This is a genomic window from Microcystis sp. M53603_WE2, from assembly GCF_030065435.1.
The window spans coordinates 1-1,321 of sequence record NZ_JASJFF010000743.1; the positions used below are offsets into that span (position 1 = coordinate 1).

The window sequence follows — 1,321 nt, forward strand, 5'->3', positions numbered from 1 at the left end:
GAGAGAAAAAAATAGACTCAAAAATCGGGGTGGGTAGGAACAAGGATAAAGGTCTGAACAAGGAAAATTTCTCTCCCCGACAAGCATTAAACAAAGCATTCCTGAGTAGGGATAATTCATGAATTATCCCTACGGAATTATCCCTACGGAATTATCCCTACGGAATTATCCCTACGATAGGAATTGTTGTTACAGTGATTATAAATCCTTTCTACCGAAGCTTTGCCAAAACTGAACTTCCTCCTGACTAGGTTTGACTTGCTGATTTTCGATATCTTGATGCCATTTTAAAGGATTATTAACAATATATTCTCTAATTTTCGTTAAGGAAACCTCATCACGGATAATATGTTCATAATAATTCTTTTGCCAAACCGATTGACCTTGAGTACTCTGCAATTGATTAATCAGTTTAGCACTATTCATTTTAAAATAACCAACCACTTTAGGTAACAACATTTTTCGCCTTTCCTCTGGTAGAGATAATTCATGAATTATCTCTAATGGGTTATCAATAAATATTATTCCGTGAATATGATTAGGCATAATCACAAATTCATCTAAAATAACTTCTTTATAACGAGTATCTAAACTATGCCAAATATCCTTAACAACTTGACCAAATTGATTAAGATTCATGACGTTATCTTGTATGTCCCCTAATAAATTTTCACTATTTTTAATACAGATTGTCACAAAATATGCAGCCGATTGAGAATAATCATAGTGAGATAATCTTAAGGAACGACGATGGGGTTTATCAGAAAAGTTATTCATTTATTCATCTCCTTGTCAGGACAATAAATAGGAATCTTATTTTAGTTTTTGGCTATTTAGTAAAATAAGATTAAGCTGAAGATAACAATAATTGTAACTGCTCGGTCTCGCGTAGCGAGCGCGTTGGGACCGCTTCCTTTAACCTTTCTACCCCTGCAAACTTACTGGCAATTTCCCTCACATCTTGGGAAGTGGGGAGATTTTCTCAAAACCCTTGACAAATGGCGAGACTTGCTTTAGACTTTATGTATAATGGGAATCCGTGCGCCCATATATATAGGGTTTTTGAGGGAAGATAAGAGAGAAAAAAATAGACTCCAAAACCGGGATGGGTAGGAATAGGGATAAAGGTATGAACACGGAAAATTTCTCTCCCCGACAAGCATTAAACAAAGCATTCCTGAGTAGGGATAATTCATGAATTATCCCTACGGAATTATCCCTACGGAATTATCCCTACGGAATTATCCCTACGGAATTATCCTTACGGAATTATCCTTACGGAATTATCCCTACGATCTGAATTGTTGTTACGGTGATTATA

The 1,321-nt window shown here is 35.7% G+C and carries 1 protein-coding gene; it reads right to left on the bottom strand.

Annotated elements, in window-relative coordinates:
* Positions 1-198: 198 nt before the first annotated feature.
* Positions 199-777: a transposase gene (locus PX481_RS16075; RefSeq protein WP_002761735.1), complete on the bottom strand. Its 579-nt coding sequence runs from the start codon at positions 775-777 to the stop codon at positions 199-201.
* Between the last annotated feature and the right edge of the window lie 544 nt (positions 778-1,321).

Coding starts and splice junctions, on each gene's coding strand:
- PX481_RS16075 (WP_002761735.1), bottom strand. CDS start 777: ATGAATAACTTTTCTGATAAACCCCATCGTCGTTCCTTAAGATTATCT.